Origin of the sequence: Aliivibrio sifiae, from assembly GCF_002954715.1 — a bacterium.
GTDB classification, from domain to species: Bacteria; Pseudomonadota; Gammaproteobacteria; order Enterobacterales; family Vibrionaceae; genus Aliivibrio; species Aliivibrio sifiae.
In genome coordinates this window covers 707,989-725,418 of sequence record NZ_MSCP01000001.1, presented here as the reverse complement: position 1 = coordinate 725,418, position 17,430 = coordinate 707,989, and the positions used below count along the sequence as shown (strand labels likewise).

The following is a 17,430-nucleotide window of genomic DNA, read 5'->3' as shown; positions in this document are numbered from 1 at the left end:
TTCACCCTAAATTTATTCTAAATGCCCGACTATCGGGCATTTTTATTGGAAAAAATCATGTATCAATTAAGCTTTTCACTACAAGAATTTCTCTCAGAATATTGGCAGAAAAAACCAGTTATCATCAAAGGTGGTTTTGAAAACTTTCAAGACCCAGTAACGCCTGAAGAGTTAGCCGGTTTAACACTAGAAAATGACGTGGATTCTCGCTTTGTTTCTAACTTAAACAACGAATGGAAAGCAGAACACGGGCCATTAAGCGAAGAACTATTCGATACGCTGGGTGAAACTAATTGGTCTATTATCGTTCAAGCCGCTAACCATTGGCACGAAGGGGCAGCTGAGCTATTTAAGCCATTCAAACAAATGCCAAACTGGTTATTTGATGACATCATGATCAGTTATTCTGTGCCAGATGGTGGCGTTGGTCCACACATTGATCAATACGATGTGTTCATCATTCAAGGTCAAGGCAAGCGTCATTGGCGTGTGGGTGATATCGGTGAATATCAAGAAGAGCACCGCCATAGTGCATTAAAGCAAATCACTGGATTTGATCCTATTATCGATCAAATTTTAGAACCTGGTGACATTCTTTATATTCCACCAGGCTTCCCACATGACGGCTATGCATTAGAACCATCAATGAGCTATTCAGCGGGCTTTCGCTCTCCAAAAGAGCAAGAGCTAGTAAGTAATTTTGCGGATTTCATTATTGAAAATGAACTAAGTGATGTGCATTACCACAATCCAGATCTTCAAGCGCAAACTCACGGAACAGAGATTACAACGCAAAGCTTTGAAGACTTAAAAGCCATGATGTTAAATGCCATGTCTAATGAACAGAGCCTTAAACAATTTATGGGGGAATATTTAAGTAACTCTCGCCATAATCTAAATATCCTTCCTGATTCTGAAAAATGGACAACTGAAGAATTACTTGGTTACTTACAGTCAGGTCAAGCTCTGATCAAAGTTGCAGGCCTTCGTGCTTTCTATCATGAAGCCGAAGCATGTGAAGGTAACATGACGCTTTATATTGATGGCGAAAGCTATGTTTTCCCACTAGCTGTAAAAAATGATGTCATTACGCTATGTGAAACATCAGAATTTACACTGCTTGATGTCGAGAATTTACTGCAAGATCCACATTCAGTAGCTAACTTACTGCAGTTTGTAAATATCGGCTACTGGTTCGTAGAATCAGAGGAAGACGAAGAATAACAACTATATTAATCTGATTTTTTACCACTGTAATTAATTATACAGATTAAAAACAACGCCCATGAATTTAACTCCATGGGCGTTTTTATTTTCATTACAGAAAGATTTAAACTTTAAACTGTGACATCAGCTCTTTTTGTTGTGTAGATAAAGAAGACAGTTCCAAACCTACCTCTTCACCTAGGTTCGCCTGCTCTAGCATCTTTTGGCTTGAATCTCTGATATTACTGACGCTTTGATTTACTTCATTGGATACCGCTTGTTGCTCTTCTGCGGCTCTCACAATCTGCATATTCATGTCTTGTATCGTTACCACCGCATCACTGATCTGCTGCAAACTTTCTACTGATAATTTAATGGTTGATGCTCCATCTAAAGCTATCGTATTGCCTTCTGTGATAGCTGAAACCACGGATTTAGTTCCCGATTGCAACTGATCAATAACCGTACGGATCTCATCAACCGAATCTCCAGTACGGCTCGCAAGTTGACGAACTTCGTCAGCCACAACAGCAAAACCTCGCCCTTGCTCACCTGCTCGTGCTGCTTCAATGGCAGCATTCAATGCTAATAAATTAGTTTGCTCTGAAATACCTTCGATAACCGATAAAATCGTCGTAATATTAATGCTATTACTTTCTAATTCTTGAGCTACGGGAACCGCTTTTTCCATATTAGCAACTAACGATTGGATCACCGACTCAGTTGTTAGTATTAACTCTTTTCCTTGGTTTGATGCTGATTCAGCTTGTTTAGCCGCATCCGCTGCCAATGTAGAGTGATCAACCACTAAGCTTGCTGTTTGAGTTAACTCTTCAACAGCAGTTGCAACCATATCAACTTCTTTAAATTGAACATTACTGCCTTCTTTAGATTCGCTTGCAATAACACTCGATCGCACAGCAACATTAGATAACTCATCACTACTTTGAGCGACATCTTTAATTGTAAATTGCAGTTTTTCTAAGAAAGCATTAAACCAATGTGCCAATTGTCCTACTTCATCTTTATTCTGTATAATCAAACGTTGAGTTAAATCCCCTTCACCAGAAGCGATATCTTTTAAACGTGCCGCGACAACTGAAATAGGTTTTACAATCTGTTTCGTTGCAAACCACAAGGCTACCAAAACTAAAAAAGTTAACCCTACGCCAACACCTGCCTGCATAAATAAAAATTCATTTCCTTGGCTTATGAGTAATTGATCTAATTTTTCAGCATCAGAAAAAACAGTCTTTCTATCAACTTCAATAATTACTCCCCAATTTTGCGACTTTAAATTAATAGGCACGAAGACAAATAGCTTATCTTGATTAGCTGACCATATTAATTGTGTCGTCCCTTGTGAGACCCAAGAGGATACAGAAGATAATGTACTGTCATGGGCTCCTAAGTTCTGCCCAAAAGAAACCTCTTTCTGGTCGGATAAAATAAGCTGCCCTTTACCATTAACGATATAAATAGCACCTTTTCCATTAAATATAGCTTTATCCGCTTGAGTAATTAGCCCAGACAATCGAGCAATATCAAGATCAATACCTACCATTCCGATGGTTTGACTCTCTTTTATTAACGGGGCAGTAATAGAGCTAATCAATCTTGTGACTCCATCACTTTCATAATAATAAGGATCCATAATACATAAACGACTTTCTTTTAAACTACATGTAAACCAATAATTAGCAGTATCACCGTTAGATTTTGCAGTTGTGTTACCTAATTCTTTCTCAGTAAACACACGCATTTGAGCAACTTCAGCGGCCGATTTAAACCAATAAGGAGCAAAGCGTCCTACTTTATTTGAACTTGCATACCCTGCATCATGATAATTAAAATCTTCTCCGTCTAACATATCTGGTAAATAGATACTGTAAGTACCATAAATATTTGAATATTGCTCAACAGGTCGTTTCATCATATCACTTAAAGATTGGCGTAAATCACCACTGTCCATAAAGGTATCTTCAGCACTCTTTTGAAAAAATAACGCACTTTCAGCAAGCATTTCTGCTCGGTAAATCGCTTCATCTAAATAAGTTTGTATTTGTTTGGATTGATTTTTCGCTTCTGCCATTAACAATGTTTGAGTTTGCTGAATAACGGAGTTTGATGTTTGTTTTTGAACAATTTTTTGATTTTCAATCGATGAGTAAATTGAAAACCCAATAAGCGAAATAGCAAGGGTGATAAGTCCAATAGCTGCCGCTATGGTTATCTTCCACTGAAGTGAAAGTGATTGCATATAATATCCTTTTAATATGACTTCGTTGACCTGTTTATTTTCTAGTTATTCTAATCCTGATAAGTCGTTGATCAGATACTTATTTAGGATGTTATTAAAACGCTATCTGAATTCTTATGATTATATATATCGACAGTTAGTAAAAAATATTTAACCAAATATCAACATTTTATTTAATAGGTACAAAAAAAGCGCGATATAAAAACTATCGCGCTTAAGCCTGTCACAGGCTGAATATAAACTTAATTACTCAATGTGGATAAGTCAACCAACCACACGGTAATTAAAATTAAATACTGGCTACTGCCAGACAAGAAACAGCATGTACATCTGTCCCTTTTAGCTCAGGTTTAGTTTGGGCACATATATCTGTAGCTTGAGGACACCGAGTACGGAATACACAACCAGAAGGTGGATTGATTGGCGAAGGTAAATCGCCTTCTAACATATCAATTACCTTTGCTCTCTCAAGCTTTGGATCTGGGATTGGAACCGCTGACATAAGCGCTTTAGTGTATGGATGTTTAGGATTACTAAATAGTGCATCAGATTCACCTAACTCTACTTCATTACCTAAATACATAACTAACACGCGATCAGAAATATGCTTTACAACTGATAAATCGTGAGCAATAAAGACCAAACTTAAACCAAGTTCTTTCTGCAGTTCTTTAAGAAGATTAACAACCTGAGCTTGAATCGATACATCAAGTGCAGATACTGGTTCATCACAGATAATCATTTTAGGCTTTAAAATAAGCGCACGGGCAATACCGATGCGTTGACATTGACCACCAGAGAACTCATGAGGGTAACGGTTAATTACGTTAGGTAGTAATCCCACCTTCGTCATCATCTCCTTTACTCTGTCTTTTACTTCATCTTTAGTCAATTTCGGATAAAAGGTTTGTAGTGGCTCAGCAATGATATCTCCAACCGTCATACGAGGATTAAGAGAAGCTAGTGGATCTTGGAAGATCATTTGAATTTCTTTACGCTTTTGACGCAAAGGCTCATCTTCCAGCTTAGTTAGATCCTGACCAAGCCAAACAACCTCACCTTCTGTTGCTTCTACTAAACCAATAATTGCACGAGCAAACGTTGATTTACCACAACCAGACTCACCTACAACACCAAGCGTTTCACCTTCATATAAACGAACATTTACGCCATCTACTGCTTTTAAGTTAGCAGGTTTTGCCCAAGGCCATACAGATTTTGATGGAATGCTAAAATGCACTTTCAAATTCTTTACATCTAGAATTAAATTTTTATCTACTGACATTACCACGTCTCCTGATCAGAAAAACAAGCACGTAAACGACCATCACCAAATGGTTGAAGAATTGGTGCTTCTTGTTTACAACGGTCCATTACTCGATGACAACGCTCTTGATAAGGGCAACCTGTAGGTAAACGAAGTAAATTTGGTGGATTACCTGGAATTGTTGGTAATATTTCACCTTCTTGATCTAAACGTGGAATCGCTTTTAATAGACCCTCTGCGTATGGGTGGCTTGGCTCATAGAAAATCTCATTAACACTACCGTATTCCATGGTACGTCCTGCGTACATCACTAATACTTTGTCGCATGAGCCTGCAACCACACCTAAATCGTGGGTAATCATAATAATTGCAGTATTAAACTCACTCTTTAGTTCATTCAATAGCTGCATAATTTGTGCTTGAATAGTTACATCTAATGCCGTTGTTGGCTCATCAGCAATTAATAGTTTTGGACGGCACAATAAAGCCATAGCGATCATTACACGTTGACGCATACCACCAGAAAACTCATGGGGGTACATTGTAATACGCTTACGAGCTTCTGGGATCTTAACCGCTTCTAGCATGCGAACTGACTCTTCAAATGCTTCTGCTTTTCCCATGCCTTTATGCAGCATTAATACTTCCATCAGCTGATCACTGACTTTCATATATGGATTAAGAGAAGTCATGGGATCTTGGAAGATCATCGCCATCTGCTCTGCACGAATTTTATTCAATTCTTTTTCTGGAAGGTTTAGAACTTCTTTACCTTCAAATTTTGCACTACCAGTAATAATACCGTTTTTAGCTAATAGACCCATTAAGGCAAAAACTGTTTGTGATTTACCAGAACCTGATTCACCCACAATACCCAATGTCTCACCCTGTTTGAGTGAGAAGTTTAAATCATTTACTGCGGTTACATTACCATCTTGAGTTGTAAACTCTACGCGCAGATCTTTTACATCTAATAAACTCATAATTCTTTCCTGCTCAAATTTGTTTAATAATTAGCTGTCCACACAGAGAGTTATCTGTCTTTTGGATCCAGCGCATCACGTAAACCATCACCCACGTAGTTAAAGCAAAATAAGGTAACAACCATAAATAAAGCGGGGAAAGTTAGTTGCCAAATAGCGACTTCCATTGTTTGAGAGCCTTCTTGAAGTAAAGCACCCCAGCTTGTCATTGGCTCTTGAACACCAAGACCTAGAAAAGATAAGAAAGATTCAGTTAAGATCATACTTGGAATAAGTAGCGTTGAATAAACAGCAACAATACCCAATACGTTTGGTACGATATGGCGAGTGATGATACCCCACTTGCTCACACCACAAACGTGTGCTGCTTCGATAAATTCTTTACTACGCAAGCTCAATGTTTGACCTCGAACGATACGAGCCATATCAAGCCAAGCAATCGCACCGATAGCCACAAAAATAAGTACAATATTACGACCGAAGAAAGTAACTAGTACGATTACTAGAAACATAAATGGAACCGCATATAAAATTTCAATAAAACGCATCATAATACGGTCGACTTTACCGCCAACAAATCCTGAAGTTGCACCATAAAGCGTACCAATAAGTACTGCAACAAATGCACCTAGAATACCAACCATTAATGAAATTCGACCACCAACTAAAGTACGAACAAACAGATCTCGGCCTAAACTATCTGTGCCAAAAAGATGAGTCATACTTGGTGCTTCATGCAGTGCATACCAATCGGTATCGTCATAAGCGTACTGACTAAACATTGGTAAAAAAATCACGGCAAGAGTCATTACGGTAAGTACACAAAGGCTGATCATTGCAGCTTTGTTTCGCATAAAACGAAGGCGAGCATCCTGCCATAAACTACGACCTTCAATCTCTAGACTTTCTGAGAATTTTTCAATCGCTTCTAAATTTTCTTTTTTCGTTAACATACGTCCGTCCCCTATTAATAACGAATTTTCGGGTCAATTACTGCTAGTAATACATCAACAATGGCGTTGAATAAGATAAATAGGAAACCAATTAAAATAGTCACCCCCATTACTAACGAATAATCACGGTTGAAAGCTGCATTTACGAATAACTTACCAATACCCGGTAAACCAAAAATGGTTTCGATAACAACTGAACCAGTGATAATACCTACGAATGCCGGCCCCATATAAGAAACAACAGGAAGCATTGCTGGTTTTAACGCATGTTTTAGAACTATGTAGCGGTAACTTAACCCTTTTGCACGAGCTGTACGGATAAAGTTACTATTAAGCGTTTCAATCATACTACCTCGGGTAATACGAGCAAATGTTGCTACATAAAGAAATGACATCCCCATAATTGGTAAGAACATGTATTTAAATGAACCATCATGCCAGCCCCCAGCAGGGAACCAACCAAGCTCAATAGAAAATAGATAAATAAGTGCTGGGGCTAATACAAAGGATGGCATTACCACCCCGACCATGGCGGTGGACATAATGCTATAATCGAGCCAAGTATTTTGCCTCAATGCAGCTAATGTACCTATAGATACACCAAGAACAACCGTAAAAATAAAAGCAAAGAAACCGACTTTCGCAGATACTGGTAATGCAGCTTCAACAAGCTCATTTACTGTATAATCTTGATATTTAAATGATGGTCCAAAATCACCTTGTAAAATATTACCAAGATAGGTGGTGTATTGTTCAAATACTGGTTTGTCTAAACCATATTTTGCATTAATGTTCGCCATTACTTCTGGTGGAAGTGGACGCTCAGTAGAAAATGGGTTACCAGGGGCAAACCTCATTAAGAAAAATGAGATGGTGATCAATACCAACATAGTTGGGATTGCTTCAAGGATCCGTTTGATAATGAATTGAAACATAATTCACTCTTCCAGTCTGTGACAAAAAATAAAATAGAGATAGATCTAACCACTACACGCTATCTTGCGTGCAGTGGCTTTTTTTATAGTTTTAGTTACTAATAATTACTTAGCTTTGATATATAGATCTTTTGAGTAGATTTTCTCTTCCGCATTTCCGGTTGGGAAACCACCTACTTGTGGGGATAATAGACGAGACTTAACGTACTGGTAGATCGGTGCTATCGGCATATCTTTCGCCAATAGCTGTTCAGCTTGTAGGTAGATAGCTGTACGTTCTTCTTCTGATGTTGAGGCTAATGCTTTTTCAATCAATGCATCATATTCAGCACTTCCATAATGCTGACCACCAGTTGTATTCTTACTAACCATCAATGTTAAGAAAGCAGATGCTTCATTGTAATCACCACACCAACCGGCACGTGCCACTTCAAATTGACCTTGGTCTTTTGAATCTAGGTAGGTTTTCCATTCTTGGTTTTCTAAAACAACTTCTAGGCCAAGTGTCTTCTTCCACATAGAGCCTGCAGCAACTGCAATTTTCTTATGGTTTTCAGATGTATTATATAGAAGTGTAAATTTCAGTGGGTTTTCAGGACCGAAACCTGCTTCTGCTAATAAACGTTTTGCTTCAGCATTACGTTCATCTTGCGTCATTTTACCGTAGGCAGGAAGTTCAGGGTTAAAGCCTGCTGTAATTTCTGGTGTTAAGAAATACGCAGGTTTTTGACCTTGTCCTAAAATCACATCAGAAATAATTGGACGGTCAATAGCATAAGAAATTGCTTTACGAACACGAACATCATCGAATGGTGCTTTTTTCGTGTTAAATGAATAGTAGTAAGTACATAGACTACCAACAACTGAAACTGATCCTGGCTCTTCTTTTTTCAGACGTTTAAAGTGCTCAACAGGCAATTCATTTGTAAAGTCTAATTCACCAGAAAGGAAACGATTCATTTCTGAAACCTGATTTTCAATAGGTAAGAACGTTACTTTATTTATTTTCGTATTCGCGTTATCCCAATATTGTTCATTACGAACCAATTCTAAACGCTCATTCACAACCCATTGATTAACAACATATGCACCATTACCAACAAAATTGCCAGGCTTAGTCCACTGGTCACCAAATTTTTCAATCGTTGCTTTATGAACAGGTTTTACTGTTGTATGACCCATCATTTTAACAAAATAAGGAACAGCAGTATCAAGTTGAACTTCTAACGTATTTGCATCTATCGCTTTAACGCCAAGCTCACTCTTGTCTTTTTTACCCGCAACGATATCTTTAGCGTTCGCCATCTTAGTATATTCCATATACCAAGAGTAAGGAGATGCAGTGGCAGGATCAACAGCACGTTGGAAGCTGTATACAAAGTCATCCGCAGTTACAGGATCGCCGTTTGACCACTTAGCGTCTTTACGCAAGTGAAAAATGAATTTTTTGTTGTCTGTTGTTTCCCAACTTTCTGCGACACCAGGAATAGTGTTACCTTCAGCATCTTGGTTAACAAGACCTTCAAGTAAATCACGAATAACGTGAGATTCAGGCACACCTTGAGATTTGTGAGGATCAAGAGTTGCGACTTCAGTACCATTACCACGAGTCAGCTCTTGAACATCAGCGTAAACCACTTCGGTCGACATTGGTTTTTCAGCAGGTTTAGTTTCTTTAACTGGTTGCTCTGCGGTTTTATCTCCACAGCCAGCAAGTGTTAGTGACAGGCCACCAAGCAAGATCGCTTGTGTTATTTTATTCTTATACATGCATTAACTCCAATACATTTTATTTAGCATCCATGACACTCTTCGGGCAAAACGACTTGCCAATCATTTATTATCTAAAAACGTGAAATACGCTTAAAAAACATAAAAACCTTCGAAGAATTGTGGGAAACATTATCAATCATTGAAGTAATTTGCCACATTTTTGTTACAAAACGCCTGATAATTTTTAAAAACATCACAATCAGCAGTATAAACGACCACATTTTAACCTTTTAGTAAATATGAGCGCAGTTGCACTATAAAAAAATAAAATTTCACACTACTTCTACTAAAAGAACATTAAAAATAAGAATAGAAAACCAAAAATTCACCAAAAAGATAGATAAAGACACTAACCAATGTCGATTTAAGAGCTTAAAAGTTAATTAAATCGAATAATTAAGCTCCTTAAGTAACGCAATACATAAAGCATAAATTTTAGACCGACTCTTCATTATTTTGACTGCATTACAAATCAAACATGTTGATTATCCTAGATTGCTACCAAACTCAGCATCACAATTGGTAATTTATAAAATATAAACAAAGATAGTAGTAATGCTGAATTTTTCAGCAGAAATCCGTTAAGGGTTAATTAATCAAGGATGTTATTTATGTTTAAAAATAAACTAGGGATTTGCTCAGCAGCAGTAGCCCTTGCTCTATCAGCTCCAAGCTATGCAGCCGTCCCTGGCCAAGCCATTATTTCTTGGATGGAAAGTGATTTTTCAATTATCGATGTAGATCAAGCGGCAACTTCATATAAAAGTTTAGTTACAATAAAAGAGTTTGCTGAAGTACCAGTAACTTGGGATCGTTGGTCTGGCGAATCAGCTGAAACATGGAAAGTTTTATTAAATGGTCAAATCGTTCATGAAGAAGCGATTGCAGCAACAGCATCACAAAAAGCATCAACCGTTTTGCAAATAAGACAAGGCGGCCAATATTCAATGACGGTTCAACTATGTAATGGAACAGGAGCCGCAGAGGAATGTAGTACAAGTGCTCCTAAAGATATTGTAGTTGCAGATACAGATGGCAGTCATTTAGACCCATTGCCAATGAATGTAGATCCAGCCAATGGAAATTACACGACTCCTACAGGTATGGTTTCTGGTGCTTATTTTGTTGAATGGGGGGTTTATGGTCGTAAGTTTGCTGTTGACCAAATTCCAGCACAGAACCTCACTCATATCCTTTATGGCTTTATTCCTATTTGTGGCCCTAACCCATCATTAGGAGAAATAGAGAATGGCAATAGCTTAGCAGCACTAAACCGCGCTTGTGCTGGTACTCCTGATTACGAAGTCGTCATTCATGACCCATGGGCTGCGGTTCAAATGCCACAACCTCAATCAGGTCATGTTCATAGTACTCCTTATAAAGGAACTTATGGTCAAATGATGGCACTTAAACAACGCTATCCTGATCTTAAAATTGTTCCATCAATCGGTGGGTGGACCTTATCAGATCCTTTCTATGACTTTGTTGATAAATCCAAACGAGACATCTTTGTAGCTTCAGTTAAAAAATTCCTTAAAACATGGAAATTTTATGATGGTGTAGATATCGATTGGGAGTTCCCTGGTGGTGATGGTGCAAGTGCAACTGGTGGTGATCCTGTAAATGACGGCCCTGCTTATGTAGCTCTAATGCAAGAACTAAGAACAATGCTTGATGAACTAAGTGCAGAAACCGGAAAAACTTATGAGTTAACTTCTGCCATTGGTGCTGGTTACGATAAGATTGAAGATGTTGATTATGCAGCAGCTTCTCAATATATGGATTATATTTTTGCGATGACTTATGACTTCTTCGGCGGTTGGAATAATGTTGTTGGCCATCAAACTGCATTAAATTGTGGTTCTCATATGTCGCAAGCCGAATGTGATGGTACAGGGTTAGATGACAAAGGCGAACCTCGTAAAGGCCCTGCTTATACAATCACTAATGCGATTGACTTATTACTTGCTCAAGGTGTTGACGCTAAAAAATTAGTCGTTGGTGCAGCAATGTATGCTCGTGGTTGGAGTGGAGTTACTCGTGACAGCATGACCGATCCAACAAACCCAATGACTGGTGTTGGTAATGGTAAGGTAGCTGGCTCTTGGGAAGCAGGTGTAATTGATTACAAAGATGTTGTATCTAATTACGTGAATAAAGCAGGCGTTGAAGTTGGTTATGATGATATTGCTCAAGCGGCATATGCTTATGACCCAAGCAATGGTGATTTAATCACTTATGATAATAAACAATCTGTACTTGCTAAAGGTGAATACGTTCGTTCACTCGGTTTAGGTGGTTTATTTGCATGGGAAATTGACGCTGATAATGGTGATATTCTAAATGCAATGCAAGAAGGTCTTGCTGGTGACGGTACAGTCACTCCTCCTAAAAATAAGAAACCACTTGCTAATGCTGGAATCGATATTGCAATCACAGCACCTACCACTGTTCAGCTTAATGGCTCTTTATCATCAGACAGTGATGGAACTATTGCCTCTTATGCTTGGGCTCAAACCTCTGGACCAGCAGTAACACTAACGAACCAAAATACGGTTAATGCAAGCTTTGTAACTGATGGGCTTACTCAATCTGAAACTCTTCAATTCACTCTCACAGTAACAGATAATGAAGGCGCAACAGCTTCTGATTTAGTCTCTGTAGCAGTAACCGTTGAAGGAACAGGACCTGTTAATACCCCACCAGTGGCAGCAATTATTGCACCAAGCTCTGTCAATAAAGGTGATGTCGTTATACTAGATGCATCTTCTTCTACTGATGTTGATAGCGATCCACTAACATTTACGTGGACAGTTCCGTCAGGAATTAATGCTACAATTACCGGCTCTAAAGTAACTTTTACTGCAGGTCCTTATACGACAGATACTCCGCTACCATTCTCAGTAACTGCAAATGATGGTCAAGCATCACATACAGCAACAGTAAACGTTACTGTACTAAAAGATGCTGGAAATCCACCTGTAACTTGTGACAATGCATGGGATGCAACAGCGGTTTACACTGGTGGCAATCAAGTATCTCAAGCAGGAAAAACATGGGAAGCAAAATGGTGGACTCAAGGTAACGACCCATCAACTTCTGGCGAATGGGGAGTGTGGAAGGAAGTAGGCATTTCTACTTGTAATTAGTACTCTATTATAAAACTACTATAAAAAAGGCCCAATTCATTATGATGATCTGGGCCTTTTCTTTATCAAGAAAAATTATTGGAGCAAGTATTACTTACCTAGCGCTTCTTTATAATGAGTTCGGCAAACCGATACATATAGCTCATTACCGCCAATAGCGACTTGATCACCATCCGCTATCGCTACACCATGTTCGTCGGTGCGGATAACCATGTTAGCTTTACGGCCACAATGACAAATTGTTTTTAGTTCAACTAATTTATCAGCCCATGATAATAAGTACTTACTGCCCTCAAATAACTCACCTAAGAAGTCAGTTCGCAGTCCATAACACAACGCTGGAATATGCAGTTTATCGACCACTTCAGTCAATTGATAAACTTGCTCTTTTGTTAAGAACTGACACTCATCAATTAAAACACAATGCAATTTACTTTCTTCATGAAGTGTTTTAATCGTTTCATACAAATTCATATCGGTATTAAATAAATGTGCATCTGCATCTAAGCCAATACGAGAACTCACTTTCCCTACACCATAACGATCATCAATAGCAGCAGTAAAAATCGCTGGGTTCATTCCGCGCTCTTGGTAATTAAAAGATGATTGAAGAAGTGTTGTTGATTTACCCGCATTCATTGCCGAGTAATAAAAGTACATTTGAGCCACAAATGTGTCCTCTATTAAAGTTTAAAAATTTGGTAATAAAAAAGGCTGGAAATACCAGCCCTTTATATAAAACTGCTTATCTTATTTACGACGCCATGTCGTACCTTCAGCGCCATCTTCAAGAACAATATTTAATGCTGCGATAGCATCACGAGCCGCATCAGCGGCTGCCCAATCTTTTGCTGCACGAGCATCATTACGAGCTTTAATCAATGCTTCAATTTCAGCGACTTCATCATCGCTACCACTATCGCCTTGCAAGAAAGTTTCTGGATCTTGAGATAATAAGCCTAAAACCTCAGCTAATTCACGCATCAGAGCACCAAGCTTCGATGCGGCTTCGACGTTTTCTGTCTTCAAGCGGTTTACTTCACGCGCCATTTCAAACAATACAGAATAAGCTTCTGGTGTATTAAAGTCGTCATTCATTGCCGTTGAGAAACGAGAAACAAACTCTTCACCACCAGCAGCAGTAACCGTTAAATCAAGACCACGTAAAGAGGTATACAAACGCTCTAGTGATGCACGAGCTTGGTTTAAGTTATCTTCACTGTAATTCAATTGACTGCGGTAATGACCAGACATTAAGAAGTAGCGAACCGTTTCTGAGTCGTAATGCGCTAATACATCACGGATAGTAAAGAAGTTGCCTAATGACTTAGACATTTTTTCACGGTCAACCATTACCATACCACTGTGCATCCAAGTATTTACGTACTTAGAATCATGTGCACAGCATGACTGAGCAATTTCATTTTCGTGGTGTGGGAACATAAGGTCAGAACCACCACCATGAATATCAAAGTGATTACCCAAAATAGAAGAGTTCATCGCAGAACATTCAATATGCCAACCTGGACGACCAGGCCCCCATGGAGATTCCCATGTCGGTTCGCCAGGCTTAGACATTTTCCATAATACGAAATCCATGCCACTGCGTTTCACGCTTGCTTCTTCAATAGTGACACGAGAACCAGCTTGAAGTTGCTCAAGATCTTGACGAGAGAGACGACCGTATTCGTCGTACTTTTTCACTTCAAACATTACATCGCCATTTGATGCAACATAAGCAAAACCACGTTCAATCAAACGTTCAACTAACTCTACAATTTCAGTAATATATTCAGTAGCTCTTGGCTCTACATCTGGGCGTTTCATATTTAGTGCATCGAAATCAGCATGCATATCAGCAATTAGACGCTCAGTTAATGCTTCACACGTCTCGCTATTTTCAGCAGCACGTTTAATAATTTTATCGTCAATATCTGTAATGTTACGAACAAAAGTAAGATCGTAACCTAAAAAACGTAAATAACGAGAAATCACATCAAAAGAGACAAACGTACGGCCATGACCAATATGACACAAGTCGTAAATGGTAACCCCACACACATACATACCGATTTTACCTTCGGTAATTGGTTTAAATTCTTCTTTTTGACGTGTAAGTGAGTTATATATTTTCAACATGCTCTTTTTTTACTCATTATTTGTTTAAAGGATATATAAAGGCTATTAAACCTATATTAAGTAATGATAGCAAGAAAATTCCCTGTAGATCCTCCTTAATCTTAGGTAAAATCAAATTCTATTTAAATACAATTACAAAGGTAATTTCATGATCATCCTTCACACATCTTTTGGTGACATCACAGTTAAGCTTCACGAAGATAAAGCACCAGCAACTTGTGCTAACTTCTTACAATACTGTCAAGAAGGTTTCTACGACAACACTCTTTTCCACCGTGTAATTGATGGCTTTATGGTTCAAGGCGGCGGCATGACAGCTGGTCTTGAAGAAAAAACTAGCCGTGCAACAATCAAAAACGAAGCAAACAATGGCCTAAGCAACAAAGTAGGCACATTAGCAATGGCTCGCACTATGGAACCGCATTCAGCAAGTTCTCAATTCTTCATCAACGTTAACGACAACAAATTCCTAGATTTTAAATCTGAGTCTATGGATGGTTGGGGTTACTGTGTATTCGCTGAAGTTGTTGAAGGCATGGACGTAGTAAATAAAATCAAAGGTGTTGCAACAGGTAACTACGGTTATGTACACCAAGATGTTCCAGTTGAAGAAGTATTCATCACTGGTACTACAATTACAGAATAATTCTGTTTTTATGCCAGCTTTATAAATTAAAGCTGGCATCATCCTATTAAACCAAAAGCATTTTATGACTATTTTATTTATCTCTGATCTCCATCTCTCCCCTCTTAGACCTGAAATTACCGATTGCTTTCTAGATTTTATGAGCAATGAAGCTATCCACGCAAAAAAGCTTTATGTATTAGGTGATCTATTTGAATTCTGGATTGGCGATGATGATAACTCACCATTTAATGTTGTAATTAAAGATGCATTTAAGGCGTTAACTCAACAAGGTATTGAATGCTACTTCATTCAAGGAAATCGAGACTTTTTATTGAATAAACGTTTTTGTAAAGAAACCGGAGTTCAACTTTTAGCAGATCACACCGTAATTGATATGGATGGTGAAAAAGTGTTAATCATGCATGGTGATACGCTTTGTATTGATGACATCAAATATCAAGAGTTCCGTGCAAAAGTTCACCAGCCGTGGCTCCAATGGGTGTTCAATCGTATCCCTCTTTTTATACGTCAACGTATCGTTAAAAACGTACAAGATAAAATCAAAGAAAAGAAGCAACATAAAGAACTAACGATTATGGATGTCACTCAAAGTGAAGTTGAAAGAATTATGTCTGAAGAAGGTGTGAAAAGGCTGATACATGGCCATACTCATCGCCCTGACACCCATGTTTTTACGTGTAATAATCAAGAGATGACTCGTATTGTGCTTGGCGATTGGTATACCCAAGGTTCGATTCTTGAATATAAGAACAATATATACACACTTCATGAAAAAAGTTTTAAATAAATCACATTAATCACTCACTCTTATTCTGGAATAAGGAGAATCATAGTCTTTTCTTAATAAAGAGATTATGATGAGGCCAGATTCGATTCAACACGCTGTAGAGAATAACGTTTATGTATTCATATGTTGCTCGTCAACCTATCTTAGACATCAAAAAAAATACGATTGGTTACGAATTATTATTCCGAGATGGTCCAAAAAATACGTTTCCCGCAGTAGAAGCAGAAGAAGCAACAAGTCGACTACTATCTGATCATTTTTTAAGCTCACAGTGTAATGCAATCAATGACAAATTAGGCTTTGTAAATTTCCCTCAACAAAGCCTAATTAATTTAGTTCCAATGCTGTTTAACTCTCATAATCTAGTGGTTGAGATCCTTGAAGATTGCATCCCAAATCAAGATTTACTTAATGCAGTTAAAACCCTTTCTGAGCGTGGTTATAAATTAGCACTTGATGATTTTGAACCAAATCCTCAATGGACTCCATTTTTACCTTATATCGATATTATTAAGTTTGATATTCGTACTACGCCTATTTTAAAGGCAAAATTATTCATTCGTCATTGTGAAAAATACAATATTTCTTTCCTTGCTGAGAAAGTAGAGACTTATGAAGAATTTGAGCAAGCAAAAGCCGCTGGATTTATTTATTTTCAAGGTTACTTTTTTAGTAAACCAGAAATGCTACAACAGCGAGCAATTCAACCAAATCAATTATCAATAATGCAGTTGTATAAAGAAATTTCAGCTCCAATTGTTGATTTTAAAGCCGTTGAAAAATACTTAGTTCAAGATGTCTCATTGTCTTATAAATTACTGCGTTTTGTTAATGCATCTTCAGTTATTGATAAGCCAATTACCTCTTTCAAACAGGCTCTTGTCTATTTGGGCGAAACGAAATTACGTCAATTTGTATCGCTTGTTGCAGTAGCTCATGCTACACAGCATAAACCGCAATCTCTCTATACTCTTTCGATACATCGTGCAAAATTATGTGAGTTAATTGTAAATAAAACTAATATAGATCTCGAACCAAGCCAAGCATTCTTAGTAGGTTTATTCTCACTACTAGAGCCTTTGTTAGATCAGCCTTTGAACAGTTTGATTCAACATCTGCCTATCTCGACTGAAATAAAGCTAGCACTAACAGAGCGTCAAGGCTCTTTAGGTAAGTTAATCTTAGCAATTGAGAGCTATGAAAAAGCAAGTTGGACTACGGTATCTCAATGTTGTGTTGCTTTGAAAATTACCGAACAAGAATTTACAGCCTGTTATAAAGAATCTGCTGAATGGGTAGATGACATAGCAAAATAGAGAACGAACTCAT

At 38.0% G+C, this 17,430-nt stretch carries 13 protein-coding genes; 5 read left to right on the top strand and 8 right to left on the bottom strand.

Going from position 1 to position 17,430, the window contains the following annotated elements; all coding sequences use genetic code 11:
* Positions 1-57 precede the first annotated feature (57 nt).
* Positions 58-1,224, top strand: coding sequence for a cupin domain-containing protein (locus BTO23_RS03220; protein WP_170066689.1), 1,167 nt, complete (start codon positions 58-60; stop codon positions 1,222-1,224).
* Positions 1,225-1,330: 106 nt separating this feature from the next.
* On the opposite strand, the gene BTO23_RS03215 is transcribed toward BTO23_RS03220, so the two are convergent.
* The 6 genes from BTO23_RS03215 to BTO23_RS03190 all read right to left on the bottom strand — a co-directional run bounded on the left by BTO23_RS03215 (position 1,331) and on the right by BTO23_RS03190 (position 9,374).
* Complete coding sequence (locus tag BTO23_RS03215) at positions 1,331-3,466, bottom strand: methyl-accepting chemotaxis protein (protein WP_061013830.1); 2,136 nt, start codon at positions 3,464-3,466, stop codon at positions 1,331-1,333.
* A 289-nt stretch (positions 3,467-3,755) separates the two neighbouring features.
* Complete coding sequence (oppF, locus tag BTO23_RS03210) at positions 3,756-4,751, bottom strand: murein tripeptide/oligopeptide ABC transporter ATP binding protein OppF (protein WP_060991311.1); 996 nt, start codon at positions 4,749-4,751, stop codon at positions 3,756-3,758.
* Positions 4,751-5,716 carry an ABC transporter ATP-binding protein gene (gene oppD, locus BTO23_RS03205; RefSeq protein WP_060991312.1) on the bottom strand — a complete coding sequence of 322 codons (966 nt, stop codon included), beginning with the start codon at positions 5,714-5,716 and terminating at the stop codon, positions 4,751-4,753. Before oppD ends, oppF begins: the two co-directional genes overlap by 1 nt.
* A 50-nt stretch (positions 5,717-5,766) precedes the next feature.
* Positions 5,767-6,669, bottom strand: a complete 903-nt coding sequence (gene oppC, locus BTO23_RS03200) for an oligopeptide ABC transporter permease OppC (RefSeq protein WP_061002780.1) — start codon at positions 6,667-6,669, stop codon at positions 5,767-5,769.
* A gap of 14 nt (positions 6,670-6,683) precedes the next feature.
* Entirely contained in the window at positions 6,684-7,604 is a 921-nt protein-coding gene (gene oppB / locus BTO23_RS03195) for an oligopeptide ABC transporter permease OppB (RefSeq protein ID WP_060991314.1), read from the bottom strand.
* A gap of 105 nt (positions 7,605-7,709) precedes the next feature.
* Positions 7,710-9,374, bottom strand: coding sequence for an ABC transporter substrate-binding protein (locus BTO23_RS03190; protein WP_105062918.1), 1,665 nt, complete (start codon positions 9,372-9,374; stop codon positions 7,710-7,712).
* Positions 9,375-9,988: 614 nt separating this feature from the next.
* Here BTO23_RS03190 and BTO23_RS03185 point away from each other — a divergent pair.
* The gene (locus BTO23_RS03185; RefSeq protein ID WP_105062917.1) at positions 9,989-12,526 is read left to right on the top strand and encodes a glycosyl hydrolase family 18 protein; all 2,538 of its coding nucleotides are present in this window, start codon (positions 9,989-9,991) and stop codon (positions 12,524-12,526) included.
* Positions 12,527-12,616: 90 nt separating this feature from the next.
* Here the strand turns inward: BTO23_RS03185 and BTO23_RS03180 are convergent, their stop codons facing one another.
* Together BTO23_RS03180 and cysS are read right to left on the bottom strand one after the other, a co-directional pair.
* Positions 12,617-13,195 carry a thymidine kinase gene (locus BTO23_RS03180; RefSeq protein WP_060991317.1) on the bottom strand — a complete coding sequence of 193 codons (579 nt, stop codon included), beginning with the start codon at positions 13,193-13,195 and terminating at the stop codon, positions 12,617-12,619.
* Between the two features lie 81 nt (positions 13,196-13,276).
* Positions 13,277-14,665 carry a cysteine--tRNA ligase gene (gene cysS, locus BTO23_RS03175; RefSeq protein ID WP_060991318.1) on the bottom strand — a complete coding sequence of 463 codons (1,389 nt, stop codon included), beginning with the start codon at positions 14,663-14,665 and terminating at the stop codon, positions 13,277-13,279.
* Between the two features lie 148 nt (positions 14,666-14,813).
* On the opposite strand from cysS, the gene BTO23_RS03170 reads away from it, so the two are divergent.
* The 3 genes from BTO23_RS03170 to BTO23_RS03160 all read left to right on the top strand — a co-directional run bounded on the left by BTO23_RS03170 (position 14,814) and on the right by BTO23_RS03160 (position 17,417).
* Positions 14,814-15,311, top strand: coding sequence for a peptidylprolyl isomerase (locus BTO23_RS03170; protein ID WP_060991319.1), 498 nt, complete (start codon positions 14,814-14,816; stop codon positions 15,309-15,311).
* A gap of 64 nt (positions 15,312-15,375) precedes the next feature.
* Positions 15,376-16,101 carry a UDP-2,3-diacylglucosamine diphosphatase gene (gene lpxH, locus BTO23_RS03165; RefSeq protein WP_105062916.1) on the top strand — a complete coding sequence of 242 codons (726 nt, stop codon included), beginning with the start codon at positions 15,376-15,378 and terminating at the stop codon, positions 16,099-16,101.
* Positions 16,102-16,214: 113 nt separating this feature from the next.
* A complete protein-coding gene (locus BTO23_RS03160) occupies positions 16,215-17,417 on the top strand; it encodes an EAL and HDOD domain-containing protein (RefSeq protein WP_060991321.1) in 1,203 nt (400 codons plus the stop codon).
* Positions 17,418-17,430 lie beyond the last annotated feature (13 nt).